General features: G+C 59.8%; 20 protein-coding genes. 5 read left to right on the top strand and 15 right to left on the bottom strand.

Features of this window, described 5'->3' with window-relative positions; genetic code table 11:
* Nucleotides 1–96: 96 nt before the first annotated feature.
* Nucleotides 97–624 (top strand): 2'-5' RNA ligase family protein, encoded by a 528-nt coding sequence (locus ACSQ17_RS15810; protein ID WP_436069591.1) that lies wholly within the window; start codon nt 97–99, stop codon nt 622–624.
* Nucleotides 625–683: 59 nt separating this feature from the next.
* Here ACSQ17_RS15810 and thrC read toward each other — a convergent pair whose 3' ends face one another.
* The 4 genes from thrC to xerD form a co-directional block, all read right to left on the bottom strand.
* Nucleotides 684–2093 (bottom strand): threonine synthase, encoded by a 1410-nt coding sequence (gene thrC, locus ACSQ17_RS15805; RefSeq protein WP_436069590.1) that lies wholly within the window; start codon nt 2091–2093, stop codon nt 684–686.
* A 65-nt stretch (nt 2094–2158) separates the two neighbouring features.
* Nucleotides 2159–3463, bottom strand: a complete 1305-nt coding sequence (locus ACSQ17_RS15800) for a homoserine dehydrogenase (RefSeq protein ID WP_436069589.1) — start codon at nt 3461–3463, stop codon at nt 2159–2161.
* A gap of 113 nt (nt 3464–3576) precedes the next feature.
* The gene (gene dsbC, locus ACSQ17_RS15795) at nt 3577–4302 is read right to left on the bottom strand and encodes a bifunctional protein-disulfide isomerase/oxidoreductase DsbC (protein ID WP_436069588.1); all 726 of its coding nucleotides are present in this window, start codon (nt 4300–4302) and stop codon (nt 3577–3579) included.
* A 93-nt stretch (nt 4303–4395) separates the two neighbouring features.
* Nucleotides 4396–5292, bottom strand: a complete 897-nt coding sequence (xerD, locus tag ACSQ17_RS15790; RefSeq protein ID WP_436069587.1) for a site-specific tyrosine recombinase XerD — start codon at nt 5290–5292, stop codon at nt 4396–4398.
* A 211-nt stretch (nt 5293–5503) separates the two neighbouring features.
* Here xerD and ACSQ17_RS15785 point away from each other — a divergent pair, with 211 nt between their 5' ends.
* The gene (locus ACSQ17_RS15785) at nt 5504–6181 is read left to right on the top strand and encodes a hypothetical protein (RefSeq protein WP_436069586.1); all 678 of its coding nucleotides are present in this window, start codon (nt 5504–5506) and stop codon (nt 6179–6181) included.
* Between the two features lie 15 nt (nt 6182–6196).
* Here ACSQ17_RS15785 and ACSQ17_RS15780 read toward each other — a convergent pair whose 3' ends face one another.
* The 6 genes from ACSQ17_RS15780 to ffh all read right to left on the bottom strand — a co-directional run bounded on the left by ACSQ17_RS15780 (nt 6197) and on the right by ffh (nt 10279).
* Nucleotides 6197–6601 (bottom strand): acyl-CoA thioesterase, encoded by a 405-nt coding sequence (locus ACSQ17_RS15780; RefSeq protein ID WP_436069585.1) that lies wholly within the window; start codon nt 6599–6601, stop codon nt 6197–6199.
* A gap of 170 nt (nt 6602–6771) precedes the next feature.
* Complete coding sequence (rplS, locus tag ACSQ17_RS15775; protein ID WP_436069584.1) at nt 6772–7122, bottom strand: 50S ribosomal protein L19; 351 nt, start codon at nt 7120–7122, stop codon at nt 6772–6774.
* A 40-nt stretch (nt 7123–7162) separates the two neighbouring features.
* Nucleotides 7163–7915, bottom strand: a complete 753-nt coding sequence (trmD, locus tag ACSQ17_RS15770; RefSeq protein ID WP_436069583.1) for a tRNA (guanosine(37)-N1)-methyltransferase TrmD — start codon at nt 7913–7915, stop codon at nt 7163–7165.
* 5 nt (nt 7916–7920) lie between these two features.
* The gene (gene rimM, locus ACSQ17_RS15765; RefSeq protein WP_436069582.1) at nt 7921–8457 is read right to left on the bottom strand and encodes a ribosome maturation factor RimM; all 537 of its coding nucleotides are present in this window, start codon (nt 8455–8457) and stop codon (nt 7921–7923) included.
* Between the two features lie 5 nt (nt 8458–8462).
* Entirely contained in the window at nt 8463–8714 is a 252-nt protein-coding gene (gene rpsP / locus ACSQ17_RS15760) for a 30S ribosomal protein S16 (protein ID WP_298113208.1), read from the bottom strand.
* 191 nt (nt 8715–8905) lie between these two features.
* Nucleotides 8906–10279, bottom strand: coding sequence for a signal recognition particle protein (ffh, locus tag ACSQ17_RS15755; RefSeq protein ID WP_436069581.1), 1374 nt, complete (start codon nt 10277–10279; stop codon nt 8906–8908).
* 191 nt (nt 10280–10470) lie between these two features.
* Between ffh and ACSQ17_RS15750 the strand changes: the two genes are divergently transcribed.
* A complete protein-coding gene (locus ACSQ17_RS15750) occupies nt 10471–11271 on the top strand; it encodes a cytochrome C assembly family protein (RefSeq protein ID WP_436069580.1) in 801 nt (266 codons plus the stop codon).
* A 16-nt stretch (nt 11272–11287) separates the two neighbouring features.
* The gene (locus ACSQ17_RS15745; RefSeq protein WP_436069579.1) at nt 11288–12589 is read left to right on the top strand and encodes an HlyC/CorC family transporter; all 1302 of its coding nucleotides are present in this window, start codon (nt 11288–11290) and stop codon (nt 12587–12589) included.
* Here ACSQ17_RS15745 and ACSQ17_RS15740 read toward each other — a convergent pair.
* Genes ACSQ17_RS15740 through ACSQ17_RS15720 form a run of 5 tightly spaced genes read right to left on the bottom strand, consistent with a single transcriptional unit; the run spans nt 12561 to nt 15840 of the window.
* Nucleotides 12561–13295: an SGNH/GDSL hydrolase family protein gene (locus ACSQ17_RS15740; RefSeq protein WP_436069578.1), complete on the bottom strand. Its 735-nt coding sequence runs from the start codon at nt 13293–13295 to the stop codon at nt 12561–12563. The genes ACSQ17_RS15745 and ACSQ17_RS15740 overlap by 29 nt on opposite strands.
* On the bottom strand, nt 13292–14473 hold the full coding sequence (gene purT / locus ACSQ17_RS15735) for a formate-dependent phosphoribosylglycinamide formyltransferase (protein ID WP_436069577.1): 1182 nt from the start codon (nt 14471–14473) through the stop codon (nt 13292–13294). The genes ACSQ17_RS15740 and purT overlap by 4 nt, the downstream gene beginning before the upstream one ends.
* Before the next feature lie 27 nt (nt 14474–14500).
* Entirely contained in the window at nt 14501–14692 is a 192-nt protein-coding gene (locus ACSQ17_RS15730; RefSeq protein WP_436069576.1) for a DUF1289 domain-containing protein, read from the bottom strand.
* The gene (locus ACSQ17_RS15725; RefSeq protein WP_436069575.1) at nt 14692–15216 is read right to left on the bottom strand and encodes a gamma carbonic anhydrase family protein; all 525 of its coding nucleotides are present in this window, start codon (nt 15214–15216) and stop codon (nt 14692–14694) included. The genes ACSQ17_RS15730 and ACSQ17_RS15725 overlap by 1 nt, the downstream gene beginning before the upstream one ends.
* An 18-nt stretch (nt 15217–15234) precedes the next feature.
* Nucleotides 15235–15840 (bottom strand): CoA pyrophosphatase, encoded by a 606-nt coding sequence (locus ACSQ17_RS15720; RefSeq protein WP_436069574.1) that lies wholly within the window; start codon nt 15838–15840, stop codon nt 15235–15237.
* 173 nt (nt 15841–16013) lie between these two features.
* On the opposite strand from ACSQ17_RS15720, the gene ACSQ17_RS15715 reads away from it, so the two are divergent.
* Nucleotides 16014–16571 carry an NUDIX hydrolase gene (locus tag ACSQ17_RS15715; protein WP_436069573.1) on the top strand — a complete coding sequence of 186 codons (558 nt, stop codon included), beginning with the start codon at nt 16014–16016 and terminating at the stop codon, nt 16569–16571.
* Nucleotides 16572–16579: the final 8 nt, after the last annotated feature.

Below are 16579 nucleotides of genomic sequence, written 5' to 3'. Positions count from 1 at the left end.
CCACTCACCAGCCCTGCGCACAGCCTGATCACGGAGCAGCGTGATTACCCAGAGTGGCATCTGGGGCGAAGCCGTTATGCTGCCTGGATCTTGCCCGTGCAATGCCCGCACCTGCTGGCGCATATCGCTCACCTGCAAGATGCACTTGGCGACTGGCTGCATCTACCCGGACACCGCCAGGCGCACATCACCGTCTTTGTTTGCGGCTTTGTCAGCGGCCAGGCGCGGCACAATGACGACTTCAGCACGCAGCAACGCCAGCGCCAGCTCAGGGCAATCGGGCACACCTCTCGCCAACCACTGACGCTACTGATTGGCCAGCCTGACAGCTTTGCCAGCGCCGCCTTCTTGCCGGTCAGCGACCCCTCGGGCCAGCTGCAGCAATGGCGCGCTTTACTGAGCGAACACAGCCAAGAGGTGCGGCAAAGCCCCTACCACGCGCACATCACCCTCGGCCTTTATCGACAGCGCGTAGATGCCACCCTAATTCGCGCACGCCTGGCTGAGCTGGCAGAAGGGCAGCCACGCAAGCTGCCGGTCAACAGCCTGCAATTTGCCCACTACCGAGCGCGTCAGCTATTCAGCCCGCTGCGCGTGCGCCAGTCCTTCAGCCTCGGCACTTAACCTGCTCCCATAAAAAACGGCACCACGCGGGTGCCGTTCTTTTATGGACGCAGTGACCGTTACAGCGGTTTGCCGCGGTTACCGTGCTGGGCCACAAAGGCCTGTACGGTTTTCAGGTCATTGGCCAGCACGGTGCAACGCTCTTCACGCTCGAACAGGTTCGCCAGGTGCGCCGGCAAGGCAGGCGCCTGACCGACATTGGCCTTCTCCACGGCTTCCGGAAATTTAACCGGGTGCGCGGTACCGAGGATGACCATCGGCGTAGCCAGGCTGCGACGGCACTCACGGGCGGCACGCACGCCAATCGCCGTATGCGGATCGAGCAGCTCGCCACACTCGTTGAACACCTCCGTGATGGTTTCGCAGGTCTGCGCATCGTCCACCGCCAGGGAATCGAACAGCTTGCGCGCTTCGGTCCAGCGATCCTGATCAACGCTGAAACCGCCACCCTGCTTGAAGGTCGCCATCAGCTCGGCAATTGCCGCACCGTTACGGCCGTGCAGGTCAAACAGCAGACGCTCGAAGTTCGACGAGACCATGATGTCCATGGACGGCGACAGCGTCGGATGCAGAGTGTCCTTCACATACTGATTGCCGCTCATGAAACGGTGCAGGATGTCGTTGCGGTTGGTGGCGACGATCAGCTGGCTGATCGGCAGACCCATGTTGCGCGCTAGGTAGCCGGCGAAAATGTCGCCGAAGTTACCGGTCGGCACCGAGAACGCGATGGAACGTGCCGGGCCACCCAGCTGCAGGGCCGCATGGAAGTAGTAGACGATCTGAGCCATGATCCGCGCCCAGTTGATCGAGTTGACCGCAACCAGGCGCGTACCCTTGAGGAAGCCCTGGTCAGCAAAGCTGTCCTTGACCATTTCTTGGCAGTCATCGAAGTTGCCTTCGATGGCGATGTTATGGATGTTGTCGCCGAGGATGGTGGTCATCTGCCGACGCTGCACCTCGGACACCCGGTTGTGCGGGTGCATGATGAAAATGTCGACGTTCTCGCAGGCCTTGCAGCCCTCGATGGCGGCCGAGCCGGTATCACCGGAGGTCGCCCCCATGATCACCACGCGCTCATTGCGCTTGGCCAGCACGTAATCAAGCAGACGGCCTAGCAGTTGCAGGGCAAAGTCCTTGAAGGCCAGGGTCGGGCCGTGGAACAGCTCCAACACCCACTCGTTGCCATTCAACTGGCGCAGCGGAGCCACGGCGCTATGGGCGAATACACCATAGGTTTCTTCGAGGATCTTTTTGAAGTCAGCATCCGGAATGCTGCCGGTGACGAACGGGCGCATCACCCGGAAGGCCAGCTCGTGATACGGCAGGCCAGCCCAGGAGGCGATTTCTTCCTGAGTAAAGCGCGGCAGGTTTTCCGGTACATACAGGCCACCATCGCTGGCCAGGCCGGCGAGCAGCACGTCTTCGAAATTCAGGGCCGGTGCCTGGCCACGGGTACTGATATAGCGCATAGGGGCAAACCTTCGGTTGAATCTTCAAGATCCGCCGCAGCCTGAGCGCGGCGACCAAAAACGGATTAGTTCAGCTGCTCGACGCGGATACGCACAACGCTGCCAACCACATCGTCGAGCGCTTCAAGCGCACTGATCGCCTCGTTGATCTGCGTTTCGAGCACGCGATGCGTGACCAGGATCATTGGCACCAGGCCGTCCTGCTCCTCGACTTCCTTCTGCATGATCGACTCGATATTGATCCCGCGCGCCGAGAGGATGCTCGCCACTTGGGCCAGCACGCCCGGATGATCCTTGGCCTGAATACGCAGGTAGTAAGCACTCTCGCAGGCTTCGATCGGCAGAATCGGGTGATCGGACAGCGAATCCGGCTGGAAGGCCAGGTGCGGCACACGGTTGGTCGGATCGGCCGTCAGGGCACGCACCACGTCAACCAGATCGGCAATGACCGAGGACGCGGTCGGCTCCATACCGGCGCCGGCACCGTAGAACAGCGTGCTGCCAGCGGCGTCGCCATTGACCATCACAGCATTCATCACGCCGTTGACGTTGGCAATCAGGCGATCCGCCGGAATCAGCGTCGGGTGTACGCGCAGCTCGATACCGGCCTCGGTACGGCGAGCCACACCGAGGTGCTTGATGCGATAACCCAGCGCTTCGGCATAGTTCACGTCGGCAGTGGTCAGCTTGGTGATGCCTTCGGTGTAGGCCTTGTCGAACTGCAGTGGGATACCAAAGGCGATGGACGCCAGGATGGTCAGCTTGTGCGCAGCGTCGATACCTTCTACGTCGAAGGTCGGGTCGGCTTCGGCATACCCCAGCGCCTGCGCTTCGGCCAGCACATCGGCGAAAGCACGGCCTTTTTCGCGCATCTCGCTGAGGATAAAGTTGCCGGTGCCATTGATAATGCCGGCCAGCCAGTTGATGCGGTTGGCCGCCAGGCCTTCACGAATCGCCTTGATTACCGGGATACCGCCGGCAACCGCCGCTTCGAAGGCGACGATGACGCCCTTTTCGCGGGCCTTGGCGAAGATTTCATTGCCATGCACGGCGATCAGCGCCTTGTTCGCGGTGACCACGTGCTTGCCGTTTTCGATGGCCTTGAGCACCAGCTCCTTGGCCAGGGTGTAACCGCCGATCAGCTCAACGACAACCTCGATGTCCGGGTTGTTAACCAGCTCGAAGACATCCTGGGTAATGGGGGTACCGGTAATGTCGCACTGCGGGTTCTGCGAACGCAGGGCAATCTGCGCCACTTCAATACCACGCCCGGCACGACGCGCGATTTCCTCGGCGTTGCGCTTGAGCACATTGAACGTACCGCCACCGACGGTACCCAGCCCACAGATGCCTACTTTGACCGGTTTCACACTGAACTCCCCATCTGCACTGCGTAAAACGGCCGGAGCAAGCCCCGGCCGTAGAAAAAGAGCCGCACCATACGAAGCGGCTGTTTAATAGTCAATCAGGCGCACGCCTCAGATCACTTGGATTCCAGAGCAATTTTCGCCAGCTGCGGAGCCGGCTGATAACCCGGGATGATCTTGCCGTTGGCCAGCACAATGGCCGGCGTGCCGCTGACCCCGATCATCTGACCCAGGGCATACTGCTTGGCGACCGGACTGTCGCATTGCGCATCGGCTATGCTCTGACGGGTTTTCGCACGGTTCATTGCATCCTGACGATCCTTGGCGCACCAGACGTTCGACAGTTCCTTGGCAGCATCACTTTCCAGGCCCTGGCGCGGGAAGGCCAGGTAACGCACCTCAACACCCAAGCGATTCAGCTCGGGCACTTCGCTGTGCAGCTTCTGGCAGTAGCCGCAATCGGTGTCGGTGAACACGGTGATATGGGTCTTGGGTTGCTTGGGCGCAAACACCACCATTTCAGCAGCAGGAATGGCCTCCATCAGCTTGACCACACCCTTGCTCTCCGCGGCTTCGGTCAGGTTGACCGGTTTGCCATCCTTGACCTGAAACAGGTAGCCCTGCAACAGGAACTGGCCATCTTCGCTGGCATACAACTGGCGACCGCCTTGCAGCTGAACTTGGTACAGACCGGTCATCGGGCTCTCGGCAATCGCCTCGATTGGCAGCTCAGGGTCAATCGCTTTGAGCGTGCTACGGATAGCCTGATCAGGGTCGGCAGCAACGCCAATGGTGCTGGCCAGGCTCAAGGCCAACGCGACAACAATGCGGTTGAAACGCATACAAACTCCTGTCGAAAGACGCTCTGACGAATAATCGGCACAGCCTACCATAGAAGCCCGAACAGACCGACCACGGTAGGCCAGGCGGCACTCTCAGCCGCGTGGGTGGTGCTGCGCATGCAACTCTTGCAACCGCGCGCGGGCAATGTGGGTGTAGATCTGCGTAGTCGACAGATCGCTGTGCCCGAGGAGCATCTGCACCACGCGCAAATCAGCACCATGGTTGAGCAAATGAGTGGCGAAAGCATGGCGCAAGGTGTGCGGCGACAGGCTCTTGCTGATCCCCGCCATCTTGGCTTGGTGTTTGATGCGATACCAGAAGGTTTGCCGGGTCATTTGCTCGCCCCGGAGGCTGGGAAACAGCACATCACTGGGCTTGCCATCCAACAGAAACGGCCGCGCTTCCTTGCTGTAGCGTTCAATCCAGGCAATCGCCTCTTCACCCAGCGGCACCAGGCGCTCCTTGCTGCCCTTGCCAAACACCCGCAGCACACCCTGGCGCAGGTTAACCTGCTCCAGCGTCAGACTGATCAGCTCACTGACCCGCAGACCGCAGGCATACAGCACTTCGAGCATCGCACGGTCGCGCAGGCCGATCGGATCGTCCAGCTCCGGCGCGGCCAGCAACGCCTCGACATCCGCCTCGGACAGCGACTTGGGCAGTGGCCGCCCCAACTGCGGCAAGTCAACCTGCAAGGTCGGATCACGGCTAATCAACTGCTCACGCAGGAGAAACCGGTAGAACCCGCGCAACCCCGAGAGCAGTCGCGCCGTGGAGCGCGCCTTGTAACCTTCATTCAGACGCCAGGCCAAGTGATCCAGAATAAGCTCACGCCCGGCATCCGCCAGTTGCACATCACGCGGTTGCAACCAACCATTGAACAACGCCAGATCACTGCGATACGCCGCTCGCGTATGAGCTGACAAGCCCTTTTCCAGCCAGAGCGACTCCAGAAAACGCTCAATCAGTGGATGATCGATAGCAGGCATCAAATAACCTCATTGAACAGTTGGGCTAGTGTCCACCAGCCCGGCACCCTCGACCAGCCTCACGCACCGCATCTGCTCACAGATTGGCAGCCGACCAACGGTCGCTAGACCAACGCTGAAAGCCGACGTCACCCTATCTTTGGGTGGGTGACAGGCAGCCATTTGCAGACCATGATTGCATCACGCCACTACAGCACAATGGGCCCACGCGATGTCCAGCCAACAGCACTCACGCCTTGGTCAGATTCTGATCAACAAGGGACTGATTAACCGCGGTCAGCTGGATGCTGCCATCAAACTGCAACTCACCAGCCAGAAGCGCCTGGGTGAAATCCTTGTCGAGCAGGGCTGGCTGAGCGAACGCCAGCTGAAAAAAGCCCTCAGCAAACAAAGCAACCTGCGCCTCGCAGCGACTCTAGTCGCAGCCCTGCTCACACCCTTCCAGATCGCCAGCGCCGACGCACCACGCTCGCAAGTCAGCGCGGTCAGCCAGGAACAGACGCCACGCGGCCTGCGCCCCTTGAGCGACCTGGAAATGAGCAATGTCAGCGCCCAGGGCCTCGACGACGTACTGCAAGGCTTGTTTCTCCAGGCTGGCAGTGGCGACGGCCTAGGCACCGTTGGTCAACTGAGCAAACTGGTGATGCCGGTACTGAGCAGTCTTGAGGCGGAAACCTCGATGAAAGACGTGCAGTACGACACCAGCAAGCTGACCTCAGTGATCAACGCCGATGGCTCGGTCAATGTGCGCCTGCCCAGCTCGATTGGTGAGCTGCGCTTCGACAATATCCGTGTCGCCGGCGCGCCGCAGGGCCAGAGCATGGGCAGCATCAGCCTGCACGATATCGACCTGTCGCAGGCCTCCCTGAAGATCAGCCTGCATCAGTAGGAACGGAGCCTGCGCTCAGCATGGCAGCACAGGCACCGGTTTCTGCTGCTCATCGATCGCAACAAAACTGAACACGCCACTGATCGCCCGCTCGCGGGCGTCACTGCTCATGCTTTCGACAAATACCTCGACCTCAACCTTGAGGCTGGTGGTGCCTACCTTGACCACCCGACCAATCAGCTCAACGATTGAGCCGGCTGGTATCGCGTGTTTGAAATCGATGCGATCCGACGACACCGTCACCAGCGGCAAGCGACAGAAGCGCGTGGCGGCGATAAACGACACTTCGTCCATCCAGGCCAATGCCGTACCACCGAAGAGGGCGTTGTGATGATTAGTGGTCGGCGGGAATACCGCCTTGGTCACGCGGGTTTCCGATAACACGGTGCGCCGCTGAATTTCCTGCTCTCTCGGGGTCATGCCACTACTGCCAGATTCAATCGGATATGGCTGCCACAGTGCTGCGGGTTCTTATGGTTATTTTCACGCTGCCAAATGGGCAATGTTGAAGCCGGGCAAAACTCACCAGTCACCGGCCCAGAAACGAAAAAAGCAGCCCGAAGGCTGCTTTTTTGTTGAAAAGCTGAGACTTAGCCCAGTTTTTCCTTGATGCGCGCTGCCTTACCGGACAGGTCACGCAGGTAGTACAGCTTGGCTTTACGTACGTCACCGCGACGCTTAACGGCCAGGCTGTCAACCAGCGGGCTGTAGGTCTGGAAAGTACGCTCAACGCCAACACCGTTGGAGATCTTGCGAACAGTGAACGCACTGTTCAGACCACGGTTACGCTTGGCGATTACAACGCCTTCGAACGCCTGCAGACGCTGACGGTCGCCTTCTTTCACTTTAACCTGAACGACAACGGTGTCGCCTGGTGCGAAAGTCGGGATCACTTTGCTCATCTGTTCAGCTTCGATCTGCTGAATAATCTTGTTGGTCATGCTGCGCTCCTAAGACAGGCCTTAGCCGGTCATCGATACATTAACTATCGTCCCGCTGGCGGACGTATTCCTCCAGCAGCTTTTTCTCTTCTCCAGAAAGCGAGCGGCTTTCCAGAAGATCAGCGCGTCGTTCGTAGGTCCGACCAAGGGACTGCTGCAAACGCCAGCGCCGGATGTGTTCATGGTTGCCACTCAGCAACACTTCGGGAACACGTTTATCCGCATACACCTCCGGACGGGTGTAGTGCGGGCAGTCGAGCAAGCCATCCGTAAAGGAGTCTTCCTCGGCCGAGTCTGCATGACCCAATGCACCAGGCAAAAGGCGCGTTACCGCGTCGATCAGCACCATGGCTGGCAGCTCACCGCCAGACAGGACGTAATCCCCAATCGACCATTCTTCATCGACATGCGCTTCAATAAAGCGCTCATCAATGCCTTCGTAGCGACCTGCGATTAGGATTAAAGCCTCTTCGTTAGCCAGTTCGCGTACTGCTGACTGCGTCAGCTGACGACCTTGCGGCGACAGGTAAATCACCTTGGCCGCACCACCTGCTGCCTGCTTCGCCTCAAGCAAAGCATCTTCAAGCGGTTTGATCTTCATCACCATGCCTGGGCCACCGCCAAAAGGCCGGTCATCAACAGTGTGATGGCGGTCTGTGGTGTAGCTGCGCGGGTTCCAGCAGGTCAATTGCAACAAACCCTGCTTCACCGCTCGGCTGGTGATGCCGTATTCGCTGATAGCGGCAAACATTTCCGGGAACAACGTAATGACTTCAACGCGCAGATTTGACATCAGGCTTAGAAGTCCGCATCCCAGTCGACCCGCATTTCGCCAGAGGCCAGATCAATCGACAACACACATTGCTCGGTATAGGGCAACAGGCGCTCGCGACCATCCAGGCTGTCGGTGCAGGGTTTGACCACCATCACATCGTTGGCACCAGTCTCAAACAGATGATCAACCTTGCCGAGCAATTGCCCTGCCTGATCAATGACCTTGAGACCTTCCAACTGATACCAGTAGTAATCGCCGTCGCTGAGTTCCGGTAACTGGCTGCGAGGTACACAAATGTCAAACCCCGCGAAGGTACGAGCCACTTCGCGATCATCCAGACCCTTCAGCTTTGCCACCAGAACTTTGCCCTGCAAACGTCCACTGGCTACTTCAACTTGCTTAACCTCGCCGTCACGCTTGAGCGTCCAGTGAGGGTAATTGAGCACGTTGGTCAAAGGCTCGGTAAAGGAATACACCTTCACATCACCCTTTACGCCATGCACCGAGACAATCTTGCCGAGAACTACAAGGCCCTCGGCGGGAGCTGGCGTCATGCTCATGATGCTTAGGCTGCAGCCTTAGCAGCTTCCTTGAGCAGCTGAGCTACGCGCTCAGACGGCTGTGCACCTTGACCGAGCCAGTAAGCGGCACGCTCTTGGTCAACAGACAGTTTGACTTCTGCGCCCGAAGCAACCGGGTTGAAGAAACCAATACGCTCAACGAAGCGACCATCGCGCGCATTGCGGCTGTTGGTCACGGTCAGGTGGTAGAACGGGCGCTTTTTGGAGCCGCCACGGGCAAGACGGATGGTTACCATTGAACTTCTTTCCTGTAGTCGGTGCTGCAAAACTGAAATGCAAGCATAGGGCACTAGGCCCGAAAGGCCGCATATTCTAAGGATTATCCGGCTTTTTGCAAATCTCTTTTTCAAGCAGCCGGTCGGTGCTGGCTATGCATCAGGCTGACAAACAATCTCGCCAGCCCGCACACTACCTTTCATTACTGCTGTTAAAGCTTCGGCAGACCGCCCGGCATCATCCCACCCATGCCGCGCATCATCTTGGCCATACCACCTTTGGCAGTGAATTTCTTCATCATCTTCTGCATTTGTTTGTGCTGCTTGATCAGACGGCCAATATCCTGCACCTGCGTGCCGGAACCCATGGCGATGCGGCGCTTGCGCGAGCCGCTGATGATGTCCGGGTCGCGGCGCTCCTGAGGGGTCATCGAGTTGATGATCGCCTCCATCTGTTTGAACTGCTTCTCGGCCGCGCCCTGGGCATTGCCCATCTGCGCCAGATTGACGCCACCCATCTGCGGCAGCTTGTCCATCAGGCCGCCAAGGCCGCCCATGTTCTTCATCTGCTGCAGCTGGTCGCGGAAGTCTTCGAGGTCGAAGCCCTTGCCCTTCTTCAGCTTCTTGGTGAGTTTCTCGGCCTTCTCGCGATCCAGGGTCTGCTCGGCCTGTTCGATCAGGCTGAGCACATCACCCATGCCGAGAATGCGCGAAGCGATACGATCGGGATGGAAGGGCTCCAGCGCCTCGGTCTTCTCGCCCATGCCGATAAACTTGATCGGCTTGCCGGTGATGTGCCGCACCGACAGCGCCGCACCACCACGGGCATCACCGTCAACCTTGGTCAGCACAACCCCGGTCAGCGGCAGCGCATCATTAAAGGCTTTGGCGGTGTTGGCAGCGTCCTGACCGGTCATAGCGTCGACCACGAACAGGGTTTCCACCGGCTTGATCGCCCCGTGTAGCGCCTGGATTTCCGCCATCATCTCGGCATCTATGGCCAGACGACCGGCAGTATCGACCAGCACCACGTCGATAAATTTGAGCTTGGCTTCCTTGATCGCCGCCTCGGCAATCGCCACCGGTTTCTGACTGATGTCAGAAGGGAAGAAGGTCACGCCAATGTCATTGGCCAGGGTTTCCAGCTGTTTGATCGCGGCTGGGCGATAAACGTCAGCCGACACCACCATCACGGTTTTCTTCTTGCGCTCTTTAAGGAAGCGCGCCAGCTTGCCAACGGTGGTGGTCTTGCCCGCCCCCTGCAGACCCGCCATCAGCACCACGGCAGGTGGCACCGCATTCAACGCGAGATCTTCGTTGGCCGCGCCCATCAGCTCTTCCAGCTCGGCACGCACAACCTTCACGAAGGCCTGACCAGGAGTCAGGCTCTTCGAGACTTCAGTACCGACCGCACGATCCTTGACCTTATTAACGAAGTCCTTGACCACAGGCAGGGCCACGTCAGCTTCCAGCAAGGCCATGCGCACTTCGCGCAGGGTGTCCTTGATGTTGTCTTCGCTCAGCTTGGCCTTGCCAGTGACATTGCGCAGGGTCTGTGAGAGCCGATCAGTCAGATTTTCAAACATGCTCGTTCCTTTCAGGCTCAACTGAGCCGAGGGTAGGCTTGTAACAGGCGGCGGATTATAGCGAAGAGTGGTTGGTTCTGTTGACGTTTCATCGCCACCGCGCCAGAGCCCTCGACACAGCTCAGATGCTTTCGTGGTGCGGCGGTTGTATGCCACACTGCGCGTCTTTCGGGTTTGCCTGACAAGGATTTATGCACCCTCTGCTACCCAGCCTCGCCGCCGCCTGCTTCTACGTGGCAGCCGCGTCTTATCAGGGCCTGCGCTTGCATCAGCGCAGCACCATCAACAAGCGCCTGTTGGTTGTGCTCGGCGTTTTCGCCCTGCTGTTCCATACCAGCAGCCTGTTCATGCAGATGTACAGCCCAACGGGCCTGTCACTGGACTTTTTCAATGCCGCGAGCCTGATTGCCGCCTCGGTCATTCTGCTGACCCTGCTGGCCTGTGCGCGTATCCCCGTGGAAAACCTGCTGATTCTGCTGTTCCCACTGGGTTTTCTGACCGTCCTGCTCGCGCAGTTCATGCCCAGCGGCACAAGCCGACCGATTGATGAGGCACCCGGCATCCTGGCGCACATCCTGCTGTCCGTGACGGCTTACGGCATGCTGACCATCGCCGTATTCCAGTCGCTGCTCCTGCTGCTGCAGGACCATCAGCTCAAGCACAAGCATCCCTCCGGGCTGATCAAGAACTTCCCACCTTTGCAAACCATGGAAAGCCTTCTGTTCGGCTTTCTCTGGGCTGGCTGGGCACTGCTGTCGCTGTCACTGCTGTCCGGCGCACTGTTTATCAATGACCTGTTTGCCCAGCACCTGGCGCACAAGACCTTCCTGTCATTCTTCGCCTGGGTGGTATTTGCCGTGCTGCTGTGGGGCCGACATCAACTCGGCTGGCGTGGCCATAAAGCGATTCGCTGGACCCTGGCCGGCTTCTGCCTGCTGATGCTGGCCTATTTCGGCAGTAAGCTGGTTCGCGAATTCATCCTGCACATCTGACAGCCAAGGCCGCTGCGTGGACAACATACCCCCTGGTTTCCTCCTCGGCCTGCTGATCTTCCTGCTGATCTTCCTGCTGCTCTGCTCGGCATTTTTCTCCAGCTCGGAAACCGGCATCCTCAGCCTCAATCGTTACCGCCTCAAGCACTTGGCACGGGAAGGACATCGCGGCGCCAAGCGTGTCAGCGCCCTGCTCAGTCGCCCGGATCGCCTGCTGGGCACCATTCTGATCGGCAACAACTTCGTCAACATCCTCGCCTCAGTCATCGCCACCGTTCTGGCCCTGCAATACTGGGGGGAGGCCGGGATTGTCATTGCCACCCTTGGCATGACCCTGGCCCTGCTGATTTTCGGTGAAATCACGCCCAAGACCCTGGCCGCCCTGCGCCCGGAAACGGTGGCCTACCCGTTCAGCCTGCCCCTGTTATTGCTGCTCAAGCTGTTCTACCCACTGGTGATTCTGCTGGGCTGGATCAGCAACGGCCTGCTCCGACTGATGGGCGTTGACCCGACCCGCAAACGCAGCGACAGCCTGACCACCGAGGAGCTGCGCAGTGTGGTGCGCGAGTCCGGCCATGAGCTGCCGAAAAACCGTCAGGACATGCTGCTCGGCATTCTCGACCTGGAACGGGTGACGGTGGATGACATCATGATCCCGCGTAACGAAGTGACCGGGATCAATCTGGACGATGACCTCGACAGCATCATCAACCAGCTGACCAACACCACACACACCCGCCTGCCGTTGTTTCGCACAGACATCAATCAGATCGAAGGCATCGTGCACATGCGCCAGATCGCCCGCCTGCTGACGCACAACCAGCTCAGCAAGGACGCACTACTGGCCGCCCGCAACGAGCCCTATTTCGTGCCGGAAGGCACGCCGCTGTCGACCCAACTGATCAACTTCCAGAAGCAGAAACGACGCATTGGCATCGTGGTGGACGAATATGGCGATGTCATCGGCATCGTCACCCTGGAAGATATCCTCGAAGAAATCGTCGGCGATTTCAGCAACCAGGACACCCTGCGCAGCCCGGACATCCACCCCCAGGAAGATGGCACCCAGGTGATCGACGGCGCGGCCTATATTCGCGAGATCAACAAGGCACTGGATTGGCACCTGCCCAGCGACGGCCCGAAGACCCTCAATGGCTTGATCACCGAGGCCCTGGAAAGCATTCCCGATAGCGCGGTATGCCTGAAGATCGGCCCTTACCGCCTGGAAATCCTGCAGGCAACCGAGAACCGGGTAAAAAGCGTGCGTATCTGGCAGGCCAACGCCAAACCTAAGGCCACGCAGCCGTCAGCAGACTGAGGGCTAACCACTCGGCCCACACGCGATAACCCAGGGCAGATGGGTGATAACCATCGCGAGCCAGATAAGCCGCAGCAAACTCCAGCTCGATCGCATGGTGGCCAGCGCCCAAACGCCCGGCCAACTGCCGCAACCGGGCATCCAGCAAGCCCGCCCGCCAGCCAAGCAAGCGCCGCAACAACCAGGGCAAGGCACTGAAATGCTGCAGCGGCGGCACGCTGCTGAAGGCCACCTGCGCACCGTGCGCCTGCAATGCAGTGGCCATGTCTGCCAGGGCCGCTTGCCAGCGCGCCAGGGACGTCAGGTGAGTACTGTCATTAACGCCGAAGACCAACAGCGCCAGATCCACTGGCTGCTCCAGCGCCTGCGGCAGCAATCGAGCCTGGGCCTGCACCGCCGTGATACCGTTTTCGCCACAGACCCGCCAGGTGACAGGCCGCCCGCTGCGCTGCGCCAAAGCCCCGGCCAACTGCCCCACCAGGGCGTCTTGCAACCGCTCCACACCAACGCCCACTGCCGTCGACTCACCCAGCACCAACAAGCGCAACGGTGACCCCGGCAAATGCTCACCAGCAACCCCGCACAACTCGCCACCAGCAGGTGGCAGACGCAACGCCGTGCGCCGGGTATACAGCGCAAGTGGCAGGGCCAGCGGCGCCAACGCCAGCAGCCCCAACCACCAGGCATAGGCGCGCCAGGCCCTCACAATTCGACGCTAACGGCCTGCGCCGCACGCGTGGCTTTGGCCCGCGCAGCTTGCAGCGACTCGTCCCGCGCCAGCGCCACACCCATGCGCCGCTGACCGCTGACTTCCGGTTTGCCGAAGAGGCGTAGAGCGGTATCCGGCTCGGCCAGCGCGACGCCGAGGTTGCCAAAACTGACCTGCTGCGACTCGCCCTCAACCAAAATCACCGCAGAAGCGGACGGCCCTAACTGACGGATGGCCGGAATTGGCAGCCCCAGAATGGCCCGTGCATGCAGAGCAAACTCGGACAGATCCTGGGAAATCAGGGTGACCAGGCCGGTGTCGTGCGGGCGCGGCGAGATTTCGCAGAACCACACCTGATCCTCTTTGACGAACAGTTCAACGCCAAACAGCCCGCGCCCGCCCAGCGAGCCGGTCACCGCCAGCGCAATACGCTCGGCTTCGGCCTGCGCCTTGGGGCTCATGGGTTGCGGTTGCCAGGACTCCTGGTAGTCACCCTTGACCTGGCGATGCCCGACCGGCGCACAGAATGTCGTGCCACCACTGTGACGCACCGTCAGCAAGGCAATTTCATAGTCGAAGTCGATAAACCCCTCGACGATCACCCGGCCTTTACCGGCGCGACCGCCGGCCTGGGCGTAATCCCAGGCGGCTTTCAGGTCATCCAGGCTTTTCAGTACCGACTGACCCTTGCCGGACGAACTCATGATCGGCTTGATCAGGCAGGGAAAACCAATCGCTTCAACAGCCGCACGACATTCCTCAAAGGAGTCGGCAAAGCGATACGGCGAGGTCGGCAGACCCAGCTCTTCGGCGGCCAGGCGGCGGATGCCTTCACGGTTCATGGTCAGCTGCGCAGCGCGCGCACTGGGGATCACGGTAAAGCCTTGATTTTCCAGCTCGACCAGGGTCGCGGTGGCAATCGCCTCGATTTCCGGGACGATGTAGTGCGGCTGCTCCAGCTCGATCACTGCACGCAGGGCGGCGCCGTCGAGCATGTTGATCACATGGCTGCGGTGCGCCACCTGCATGGCCGGCGCATTGGCATAACGGTCCACGGCGATCACCTCAACACCGAGGCGCTGCAACTCGATCACCACCTCCTTGCCCAGCTCACCAGAGCCACACAACAGCACACGGGTCGCGGTCGGCGACAAAGGGGTTCCGATACGGGGCATGGAGAATCCTCAAACTGATCAAGAAAGTTACAGCAGAATGCCTTTGGCCTTGGCCCGCTCATGACAGCGCATCAGCACCTCGCGGCGCTCGCTGTTGTCCATCAGGCTCCAGCGGGTAATTTCGGCTACCGTGCGCTGGCAGCCGATGCAGATATCTTCATCGTCCAACGCACAGACATGCACGCAGGGCGAAGCGACTGGACGTTCCTGCGATTGCATCACTCGTCCTGCTCTTGCAGATCACGGGCATAACGCTGGGCGTTGTGCACGTAATGGGCGGCGCTGGCTTCGAGCATCTTTTTCTGCGGCTCGGTCAGCTCACGCACCACCTTGCCGGGCGAGCCCATGACCAGCGAGCCATCGGGAATTTCTTTGCCTTCACCAATCAGGCTATTGGCGCCGATGATGCAGTTCTTACCGATTTTTGCACCGTTGAGAATTACCGCATTGATACCGATCAGGCTGTAATCGCCCACGGTGCAGCCGTGCAACATGACGTTATGGCCGATGGTCACGCCCTTGCCGATAGTCAGCGGAAAGCCCATGTCGGTGTGCATCACCGTGCCGTCCTGCACGTTGCTGTTCTCACCGATATGAATCAGCTCGTTGTCGCCGCGCAGCACGGCGTTAAACCACACGCTGGCCCCCGGCTCCAGTTTGACCTTGCCCACCAGGGTGGCATTAGGTGCAACCCAACTCTCTGGATGGGCGTCGACGCTGGACGAACCCAGTCGATATTTCATGGTTGCTTCCTCATAAGCTCAGGTGAGCTTGATAAAGTGCTCGGGCGGCTGATGCATGTCGATCCGCACATCGTCGAATACCAGGTTGACCAACTCGACCAGCATGATCGCCGTCAGCCCCCAGATCTTGTATTCGCCATAGCGGTAACTCGGCACGTACCAGCTGCGCCCGAGGTAATCGATACGGTGCGTAGTTTCGCGCGGGTCGTCACGAAAGAACGCCAGTGGCACAGCAAATACGGCGGCAATCTCGCCATCATTGGGTTGGTATTCGACAAAATCCGGCACCAGCCCGACGTAGGGCGTGACCTGTATGCCATGACGCGAAACCAACGTGCTGAGCGGCCCAATCACCTCGACCAGACCTGGCGGCAGGCCGATCTCCTCCTCGGCTTCGCGCAGGGCGGTCTGTACCAGGTCAGCATCCTCAGGGTCGCGCCGACCACCGGGAAAGGCCACTTCGCCACTGTGCGTGGACAAACCACTGGCGCGCAGAGTCAGCACCACCTCCGGTTCGTCACTGCGGGTGATGGGCACCAGCACTGCGGCTTCAGGGTAGTGTTTGTCGATCGGCAAACTGAGCGGGCTATAGCCGCGCATGCGATGGAGCAACTCGTCCAGCATGGGGATTCTCGGTCTTTTATTCTGCCGTCGATCATGGCACGAAAGCGGCGCACGGCCCAAGCCCCGTACCGCAGCCAGGCATCATTCAGGCGCTCGATAAACCAAACGCTCAGGTCGCTTGCCGAGCACCCGGCACGCACGCCAAGATAGCCGACACGCAGCGAGGATCTGGCATGAAGTTCTGTAGCAACTGTGGTGGCCCGATCAACCACATCATCCCGCAGGGCGACAATCGCCCGCGCCATGTCTGCGCGCAGTGCCAGACCGTGCACTACCAGAACCCACGCATCATTGCCGGCTGCCTGCCGGTATGGGGCGAACAGGTATTGCTGTGCCGCCGCGCCATCGAACCGCGACGCGGTTACTGGACGCTGCCCGCCGGCTTTATGGAAAACGGTGAAACCCTGGAACAGGCCGCCGCCCGTGAAACCCATGAAGAAGCCTGCGCCCGAGTGCGTAGCCTGAGTTTGTATACCTTGTTCGACCTGCCGCACATCAACCAGGTGTACATGCTGTTTCGCGCCGAACTGGTCGACCTGAACTTTGCCCCCGGCGAGGAAAGCCTGGAGGTGCAGTTGTTTCACGAACAGGACATCCCCTGGTCAGAGCTGGCTTTCCCGACCATCGGGCGTACCTTAGAATGCTACTTCGCAGACCGCCTGCAGCAGCACTACCCGGTCCGCAACGAGCCGCTTGAAGCCTTGCGCGCACACTACAAGAAAGCCTTTTGATCCATGGG

Source organism: Pseudomonas sp. LjRoot71, assembly GCF_964253255.1.
In the GTDB taxonomy this organism is placed as follows: Bacteria; Pseudomonadota; Gammaproteobacteria; order Pseudomonadales; family Pseudomonadaceae; genus Aquipseudomonas.
Note: the sequence above shows the minus strand (reverse complement) of the source record. Positions and strands in the feature narration are given on the sequence as shown.

Coding starts and splice junctions, on each gene's coding strand:
- thrC (WP_436069590.1), bottom strand. CDS start 2,093: ATGCGCTATATCAGTACCCGTGGCCAGGCACCGGCCCTGAATTTCGAA.
- dsbC (WP_436069588.1), bottom strand. CDS start 4,302: ATGCGTTTCAACCGCATTGTTGTCGCGTTGGCCTTGAGCCTGGCCAGC.
- xerD (WP_436069587.1), bottom strand. CDS start 5,292: ATGCCTGCTATCGATCATCCACTGATTGAGCGTTTTCTGGAGTCGCTC.
- ACSQ17_RS15785 (WP_436069586.1), top strand. CDS start 5,504: ATGTCCAGCCAACAGCACTCACGCCTTGGTCAGATTCTGATCAACAAG.
- ACSQ17_RS15780 (WP_436069585.1), bottom strand. CDS start 6,601: ATGACCCCGAGAGAGCAGGAAATTCAGCGGCGCACCGTGTTATCGGAA.
- rplS (WP_436069584.1), bottom strand. CDS start 7,122: ATGACCAACAAGATTATTCAGCAGATCGAAGCTGAACAGATGAGCAAA.
- trmD (WP_436069583.1), bottom strand. CDS start 7,915: ATGTCAAATCTGCGCGTTGAAGTCATTACGTTGTTCCCGGAAATGTTT.
- rimM (WP_436069582.1), bottom strand. CDS start 8,457: ATGAGCATGACGCCAGCTCCCGCCGAGGGCCTTGTAGTTCTCGGCAAG.
- rpsP (WP_298113208.1), bottom strand. CDS start 8,714: ATGGTAACCATCCGTCTTGCCCGTGGCGGCTCCAAAAAGCGCCCGTTC.
- ffh (WP_436069581.1), bottom strand. CDS start 10,279: ATGTTTGAAAATCTGACTGATCGGCTCTCACAGACCCTGCGCAATGTC.
- ACSQ17_RS15750 (WP_436069580.1), top strand. CDS start 10,471: ATGCACCCTCTGCTACCCAGCCTCGCCGCCGCCTGCTTCTACGTGGCA.
- purT (WP_436069577.1), bottom strand. CDS start 14,473: ATGCCCCGTATCGGAACCCCTTTGTCGCCGACCGCGACCCGTGTGCTG.
- ACSQ17_RS15730 (WP_436069576.1), bottom strand. CDS start 14,692: ATGCAATCGCAGGAACGTCCAGTCGCTTCGCCCTGCGTGCATGTCTGT.
- ACSQ17_RS15725 (WP_436069575.1), bottom strand. CDS start 15,216: ATGAAATATCGACTGGGTTCGTCCAGCGTCGACGCCCATCCAGAGAGT.
- ACSQ17_RS15720 (WP_436069574.1), bottom strand. CDS start 15,840: ATGCTGGACGAGTTGCTCCATCGCATGCGCGGCTATAGCCCGCTCAGT.
- ACSQ17_RS15715 (WP_436069573.1), top strand. CDS start 16,014: ATGAAGTTCTGTAGCAACTGTGGTGGCCCGATCAACCACATCATCCCG.